We start from the raw sequence: 7070 nt of genomic DNA on the forward strand, positions 1-7070 counted from the left end.
CTTCCCAATGTTGATGATGATCAAAAAAGATCTCTTTTAGAATATTTCTGTCCATAAATAAAAAATACCACAGCCCTAATGACTGCGGTAGACCTTAAATTTTTATACTTTCTTATCTTTTAAAAAACCCTCTCTGCTTTTCATAGCAAAGAGGGCTGAACGTTGAATATAACAAAGAGATTAACGCTTTGAGAACTGAGGTGCACGACGAGCGCCTTTAAGACCGTATTTCTTACGTTCTTTTGTGCTACTTAGAGATATTTTTATATCAGCTTCGATGGATTGCCGTCATAGCAAAGGAATCTGATCGTTTACGAAAAGGCATTTCGATGATTTCCTATAAAATTATATGCTTTTTCCAGTCACTGTCCAGTCACGGACCCTCGATTCCAGTCACAAAAGATTATATGTAAAGCAAAAGAACATCCTTTGTTTCAGGGGGATGTTCTTTTTAGTCCTCATCATCCAATAATTCATTTAGCAGCTTTGATTTAGCCATTTCTCTTTCTTCACGGGTTTTTCTTAATGTTTCTTCCTCCCATTCCAAATAGGCTTCCCATTCTGCTTTCATTTTTTCTTGCTTTTCGATTTCCCATTCTTCCCTTGTCCGGAATGGAACAACCTTTCCCACTTGAAACACCTTCTTCCAACTCCAAAAACTGTTCTATAAATTACATTTTATTATAAGGCATTTGAAAGATGTTTCAAAGCAGTTTAAATTCCTCATTTTGATTGGTGAAAGTTAAGGCCGAACCGCGTACTAAAAGGGAAATCTTACTCGTTCATATAATACTCCTCTTACATCGGAGGCAGAACACTGTCACTATTGCACCATCCATTGTCAGCCCCCCTTACCTTTTCATGAGGCATTGCAAATTCGATAATTTTTTCTATCAAGTCTACTTTGTTATGAGTGATCGCCCAAAGAAAAAGATTGTCCAATACCTCATGTGAAGGCCGTTGATTTTCATAAATGGACATTACTAAGGTACAGTCTGTATCTTTCACCTCGATTTTCTGATGGATCTCGGATGACTTGTTTTTTACTAATTTTTGATATAGGGGCGTGAATACAGCCATGACTTTTTTAGGATGAATTACATTCATTTCATAACATTCCTTTCTTTTTATTTTTATACACAAAAAGGGTAATTGTCTATCTTAATTACACATGACGAATAAAGGTTTGATAAGTTCCGAAAAAACAAAAACACGCCACCCATATGAGTGACGCGTTTACGAACTTATTTATAAGGGTCAAAGGTGACATAGCCTGCATATGTTTCAGCAGGATTTTCCTTATTATTTAATCGGTATACACACCGTCCTAAAACTCTTTTTTCGGGGCTGCCTAAATCAGCCATAGTTAATTCGTATTCTTTACCGACACCATGTTTTTGACGGGCAGCTTCTTCAATTGTATTCCATAATTCTTTCCCTTTTTTAAATTTCCTCATCATTAAACCTCCTATCAAATTTCAAATGCTGCAAATCCCTTTTCGTCCGTAAAATCCTCGATTCCTACAATTTGATCAGAGAAAGGTTTAACGTAATTATGAAATCTTTCAGGGCCGATCACTAAGGAAAGGACATTAAATTTCTTGTCTTTCTTCTTCTCATTGAAGGTTTCGATAAATTCTTCTCCTACATGGTCATCGCCATCCGTAATAAAGATGACGTCCGCTTTTTCAAAACGACTTTGGTTAATTACACCTAAAGCTCTATTCATCGGATTTTGGAAATTAGTTCCACCACCAAGAAAGTTGGTTGCAAAACGCGTCATATCCCGAATGGAGATTTTCCCCTTCTCAAAGATATGCTGTTCGGAACTACTGGAAAATGGAATATAGCAAAAATCCCGTTTCTGCCGTTTAGCAATCCACATGAGTGCGAGGGCAAATCCTTTCGCTTGTGAATCAAGGTTTTTCATACTGCCTGATTGATCCAAACAAAGGACAATAGGGCCTTTTCCAAGCGTCTCCTTGCCTTTTTGGTCATAGACAAGTGTTTCAGCTTCCGTCAGGCGGCGTGCAAAGTCCAATTTCGTAATTGGATTCGCGTATTGTGCCAATTCTGACGGTAACAGGCGTCCAATCTCATTTCCAATGGTAACACCGCTTCGATCGATGGAATCGCTATGCTTCGACTTTTGCTTCTTCCGGGCAATAGCTTTCATCCGTCCGGCCCATTCAGCCACGATTTTTAGCTTATCGTTTTTGGACAAGGCTTCGGCCAATGCAAGCTGTTCCCGTAACGGTACTTTTTTGAGTTCCGCTTCTTCATTCCCGGAACCGCCGCCGATCATGGATTTCACTTTGTCCTTCAAATCATTTGTATCATTCATCGCCCGCTGCATGGCTTGTTGGAACCCGTTCCCCGGTTGATTAAGGGCATCCTTCAATTCCTGATTAAGGGCTGCCGATGTTTCTTGAATCTGTTGGTCTTGTCTCCCATCCGGATTATTATTTTTCAAGTCTTGCAGCTGCTGCATGAGTTCCTTCATTCGTTCATTTTCTTGCTCCTGTTGTTCAATCCACTTTTTCGTTTCCTCCCCGAATTTCATCGTGCCGATCGCGGAAGTGAGTTCATCCAGTTTTGTATGGATTCGGTGCTGTTCAAAGTCCTCGTCAGACATCATCCGTTCCACGATCGCATGGTTCTGTTGAAGATGATCCGGTACTTCTTCCTTCAAAATAGGTTTCATCTTGTAAAGACTTCCCCACATATCTCCAAGCAGATGATCGAACCCGGGATAGGATTTTGCAAGTTCCTGCATCCCTTTCGAGTTATCATAAATCGAATGGAAACGCCGTTTATCGAAACTGTCCATGTTGATGGTAGACTGATCTTCGTATTTGCTGAACTTAGATTTCTTTTTCATCTGAAACACTCCTTTGTTTTAATCGAAAAACAAGAAAAGAGGGGTAATTCCCCTCTTTCGATTTTAGAAAACGTTTCTTACACAATCGGGTCCAGAATGCTTCCGACGATTTCATTTTGAATAGCCGTCACTTCTTTGATGGCTTCGTCAATCTGCTGTTCACGGCCCGGATTCTTCGTTTTCAAGGCATTCAGTTCATTTACAATGATTTTCAATTTCTTCGTTGCTTCAAGACTGCCTTCCGTAGAAGGATTCTGTTTGAGCATTGCTTGAATCTCTTTCGTTTCTTGACGTGCCTGGTCGATTGAACGTAGAACAGTGTCTTGTGCAAGCGATCGGACGATTTTCACTGTCAGGTCCTTTTGATCCGGCGTTTCCCAAAGAGCATTTTCAAGGAACACAATGTCGTTTACGAGAACGTGCTGCCGCTGTTCGACAAGTGCTTTTGCCTTTAGGAGGGATAAGGATTGCTTAAACCGACGATCGGAAGGGAAAATGCCTTCGTTTCGTAACTCCATGCGGATTTCAGCCAACTTCTGATAGACTTCCGGCGGAATGGATACCATTTCCGAAAAGAATTGCAGATTCATAAGTTCCTGCATATCCATACTCGGTAACGGTTGATTCCCGCTGTCTTGTAGCATAGCGATGAAATTGTTATCATCGGCCACATAATCGACTTCAAAACGCAGAAGGAAACGGGCAAACAAGGCTTCTAATCCTTCGCCTTCTTCCGGGTATTCGTTCGAGGAACCACTCACGGACATTAATGGTACTTGAACCGGATGGCCGTTATTATAAAATTTCCGTTCGTTAATCAGTGTCAATAAGCTGTTTAAGATTGCACTGTTGGCCTTGAAGATTTCATCAAGGAAGGTGATATGGGCTTCCGGCAATTTATTTGCCGTATTCCGCTTATATACCCCCTGCTCCAAGTCTTTCAAGGAAAGAGGACCAAATAGTTCCTCCGGCGTACTGAATCGTGTCAGGAGCCATTGGAAATGATTCATCCCGGTTACAATCTTTGCAATATCCGCCGCCAATGCGGACTTCCCTGTTCCGGGAGGTCCGATCATCAGCATATTTTGACGGGAGATCAATGCGATCAGGATTGCTTCGACTTCCTTTTCACGTTCGAAATACTTCGCGTTCAATGCGTTTTTAATTTCAGCCAATTTTTGTAGGTTTGTCATTTTTATTCATCCTCTTTCACACATAGTATTTTTAAAAAGACGACAGCCGTGAACAGATATGTCACTGGTCGTTACAATCCTTTTACTTCCTTGAATTGGGCAGTCAATCGTTCAAGCCGTTCATTGCTTGCTGAATGACTTCTGGCGTGTTTGGCCATTTCCTCGACAGCATACATGATATGGGCTAACGAAGTGATTTCTGTGGCCCTCATTTTCAGTTCCTGCTCCCGAAGTTCCAATTCCTTTTCTTTCAACTCATTCGCTTTTTTTAGTTCCAATGAAATATCACGTAAAAGATACTCGTAATTATTCATCGTTCAAAACCCCCTTTCATCTATCGGCGATTTATACAATCTGCTTGTCCGCTTCAAGAATCTTCGCCCGTTTCAAGGATTCAAGGAAAATTTGACGTTTCTGTTCCCTCGGTAAGAAACCGGCCATTTCTTCTTCCTGATAGCCGATAAGCGTCCTTCCTCTGCCAACGATAATCAGATTGACCAACAAATCCGGATGCCGTTGGATTAACCAGTGCAATTGTTTGATGGACAACCGTTCAATGAAGATTCCTTCCTTCATCAGCTTTTTAACTTTGGCGGAACGTCCTGAAAGGATTTCCTCTACTCCACGAAAGCTATTTTGTAGAATTTCAATTAGCTGCTCGTAGGTCAGGGCTTCCCTTTCAAGGCATTTTTCCGAATAACGGACGCCATTTTTAGCAAAATACTCACGCACTTTTCGGACTTGCGGCGTGTTTTTCACAAAAAAAATCTGTACATCAGATTTCATTTTATAAACTCCTTTCGATGTTCTTTTAAACAGTCAATCTTCCATGTTGTCGACCAATCGGGCGACTTCCCTTTTTAAATGCAGAATTTTTTCCTCAAAGAAGGACGCTTCGCTCTGTACAATACTGCGATAGTCCTTATAGTCTTTGATGATTCCGTTCGCATGGTTAATCAAATCCTTAACTTGCGATTTCCGGAGATTTCCGCTTCCCTTGCATTCAGCAAGCAGGGTGTCAAAATGATCGGACAGCTTTTGCGATACCATCTGCACATTGTCATAGGTGTTGACGATCGGTACTTTAAAGCATTCGCTATTTTCAAGCGATGACGTAAAATTCACCAATTTCGTCAGCCCCTCGGTGTACGCATTCGGCACAAAATAAACGCCGCCATTTGGACGAACCGGCGTCGGTGCAAGGCTGTTCAGGATTTTCGATACCATTACCCGGACTTGTTGAGCCGAATAATATTCTTTGTAAATATTGAACTTTTCCTCTGCCATTTTGCATAAGTCCTCCGTTATCGGATCTGACGTAACAAATGTAAGGGAATTGTTCTTTTTATCAAGCGTGATGATTCCCGCATTGCTTTCGTAATCGAGCCGTTTCCCGGATTGATCCACTGTCTCCACGACAATGTTTCGTTGAATCATATCCTTGTCAGCAAAGACTTCACGGATCAGATAATTTTTAAAGACGTTCGTTTGGGCAGTGCCTTTTTTTACTTCAATCTCCTTTGTTGCTCGGCGAAACGCATCCGACGAACGGATCGGGTTCGGCATGAAAGCCTGGTCAATTCCGGCTGCTGTTAGGGCTGCCTGCAAATCATCCGCTTTGACAAGTTGCTTGCCGACGCTGAACCACATTAGATGCCCGAGAATCGGTTCATCCCCTTTTACATTTTCAACCGCTGTGACATTGTTAAGATCAATTGTCATCTCAATCCATCTCCCTCATATATTGGTTTTTTAAAATAAAAAAACGCATCTACGGTCCGGAGAAACCCGTGTAAATACGTTTTAAACAGAACTCTTTCACATTTTTACGATTTCATTGAACCGGAATTTTTCAGGTATCGGCTTCCTTGAACGCAAGGCTTTCAGAATTTCGTACCGGATCAGCTGTTGAAGATAGAGTGACACATCCATGTTGTCAAACTCTGCATTACAGGAAGGGCATACATTCATCGGATAGCGTGTCACGTCAATCGACACTTCTTTTCCGTTGACCATTTCCTTGTATGTTTTCAATTTGTTCCGGATGACGGTTTTCTGTTTATCGCAATACAGGCAGTTCATGTCAGAAACGTCAAATTCGGCTTCGTCAATCGAACGGATGACCAATTCATCAAGCGAAAGCGAATACAGACTTCCTTTCAGTTTTGCGATAGTCTTTTGCCGATCACTCATCGTTGCTACCAAGTATTCCATTGAAAATCCTCTCCTTTGGCATTTTTAATCGTCCGGGTTACAAAAACAGACCCGTTTATCAAATCCTTCATTCCATTTCCATGCGTGGCTTTGCGGGTTATAGGCCGTTACAGCTACCCATAAATTTTCGCTCACCATGTCAATGACAATATGCAATGGTCGATAATTCCTACCGACATATCCAAGCAGCATAATCGAAGTCGCTTTTGCGGTTTTGTTCCGCTCAACGACCCATCCGCATTTTAGAACTTCTTTGAAATCAGCTTCTGAAATTGACCGTTCAAAACTTCTTTTGTAGAAGTGCTTATCGCAAAGGATTTTGTGTTTCCCGTCACCCATTCTGGCACGGAACATATCCAATTCTCTTTGGCCAATTGCACAGAAACGGTTTTGCAGATGTTCCCACCGTTCCCGTTTCCTCTGACATTCTTCTTCGTCTTTGCATACCAATGTTTCTATGCTAATCATGACTTTTTACCCTGCGATGCCTATACAGAAAGGGAGAACCCTTCTGTATAAAGCACACAGAGGGCTTCCTCCCTTCTCTTTGTGTATAGTCCACCGTGAAAACAAAACTTGTTTTCATTGAAACTTTCGCTTCTTTGTCCAACCTCGCTTTCTCAACTATTTTTCTAAACAGAAAAAAGCCGATCATGGAGCTTACCCCTAAAAGTTAGAGTTTTTATTATGCAGCTGATTGACTGGATTGAATTCGGTATTCAACCGGACTTAGTCCAGTCAATTTTTCTTTTGATCGTATATTGTTATACCAGTAAATATAA

At 41.4% G+C, this 7070-nt stretch carries 11 protein-coding genes and 1 pseudogene; all 12 read right to left on the minus strand.

From position 1 onward, the window contains the following. Nucleotides 1–180 precede the first annotated feature (180 nt). Nucleotides 181–243, minus strand: a pseudogene (gene rpsI, locus PZE06_RS24930) (30S ribosomal protein S9); the annotation flags it as partial. 208 nt (nucleotides 244–451) lie between these two features. Further along, nucleotides 452–631 (minus strand): hypothetical protein, encoded by a 180-nt coding sequence (locus PZE06_RS24935; protein ID WP_041847455.1) that lies wholly within the window; start codon nucleotides 629–631, stop codon nucleotides 452–454. A 167-nt stretch (nucleotides 632–798) separates the two neighbouring features. Further along, a complete protein-coding gene (locus PZE06_RS24940) occupies nucleotides 799–1107 on the minus strand; it encodes a hypothetical protein (RefSeq protein ID WP_108897248.1) in 309 nt (102 codons plus the stop codon). A 137-nt stretch (nucleotides 1108–1244) separates the two neighbouring features. Further along, a complete protein-coding gene (locus PZE06_RS24945; protein ID WP_150917668.1) occupies nucleotides 1245–1457 on the minus strand; it encodes a hypothetical protein in 213 nt (70 codons plus the stop codon). 14 nt (nucleotides 1458–1471) lie between these two features. Beyond that, entirely contained in the window at nucleotides 1472–2881 is a 1410-nt protein-coding gene (locus tag PZE06_RS24950; protein WP_150917671.1) for a vWA domain-containing protein, read from the minus strand. 77 nt (nucleotides 2882–2958) lie between these two features. Further along, nucleotides 2959–4074: an AAA family ATPase gene (locus PZE06_RS24955; RefSeq protein WP_150917674.1), complete on the minus strand. Its 1116-nt coding sequence runs from the start codon at nucleotides 4072–4074 to the stop codon at nucleotides 2959–2961. 71 nt (nucleotides 4075–4145) lie between these two features. Further along, the gene (locus tag PZE06_RS24960) at nucleotides 4146–4388 is read right to left on the minus strand and encodes a hypothetical protein (RefSeq protein ID WP_041844943.1); all 243 of its coding nucleotides are present in this window, start codon (nucleotides 4386–4388) and stop codon (nucleotides 4146–4148) included. A 31-nt stretch (nucleotides 4389–4419) separates the two neighbouring features. Continuing rightward, nucleotides 4420–4860, minus strand: a complete 441-nt coding sequence (locus tag PZE06_RS24965) for an ArsC/Spx/MgsR family protein (RefSeq protein WP_150917676.1) — start codon at nucleotides 4858–4860, stop codon at nucleotides 4420–4422. A 33-nt stretch (nucleotides 4861–4893) separates the two neighbouring features. Next, nucleotides 4894–5796 carry a DUF6744 family protein gene (locus tag PZE06_RS24970; RefSeq protein WP_095142507.1) on the minus strand — a complete coding sequence of 301 codons (903 nt, stop codon included), beginning with the start codon at nucleotides 5794–5796 and terminating at the stop codon, nucleotides 4894–4896. Nucleotides 5797–5892: 96 nt separating this feature from the next. After that, entirely contained in the window at nucleotides 5893–6288 is a 396-nt protein-coding gene (locus PZE06_RS24975; RefSeq protein ID WP_041902047.1) for a hypothetical protein, read from the minus strand. A gap of 24 nt (nucleotides 6289–6312) precedes the next feature. Further along, nucleotides 6313–6756: a DUF4258 domain-containing protein gene (locus PZE06_RS24980; RefSeq protein ID WP_150917679.1), complete on the minus strand. Its 444-nt coding sequence runs from the start codon at nucleotides 6754–6756 to the stop codon at nucleotides 6313–6315. Nucleotides 6757–6973: 217 nt separating this feature from the next. Next, a partial coding sequence (locus tag PZE06_RS24985; protein WP_251385272.1) for an IS3 family transposase occupies nucleotides 6974–7070 on the minus strand: 97 nt, incomplete at its 5' end.

It is taken from the genome of Robertmurraya sp. DFI.2.37, from assembly GCF_029211245.1.
Taxonomy (GTDB): domain Bacteria; phylum Bacillota; class Bacilli; order Bacillales; family Cytobacillaceae; genus Robertmurraya; species Robertmurraya methanolica_A.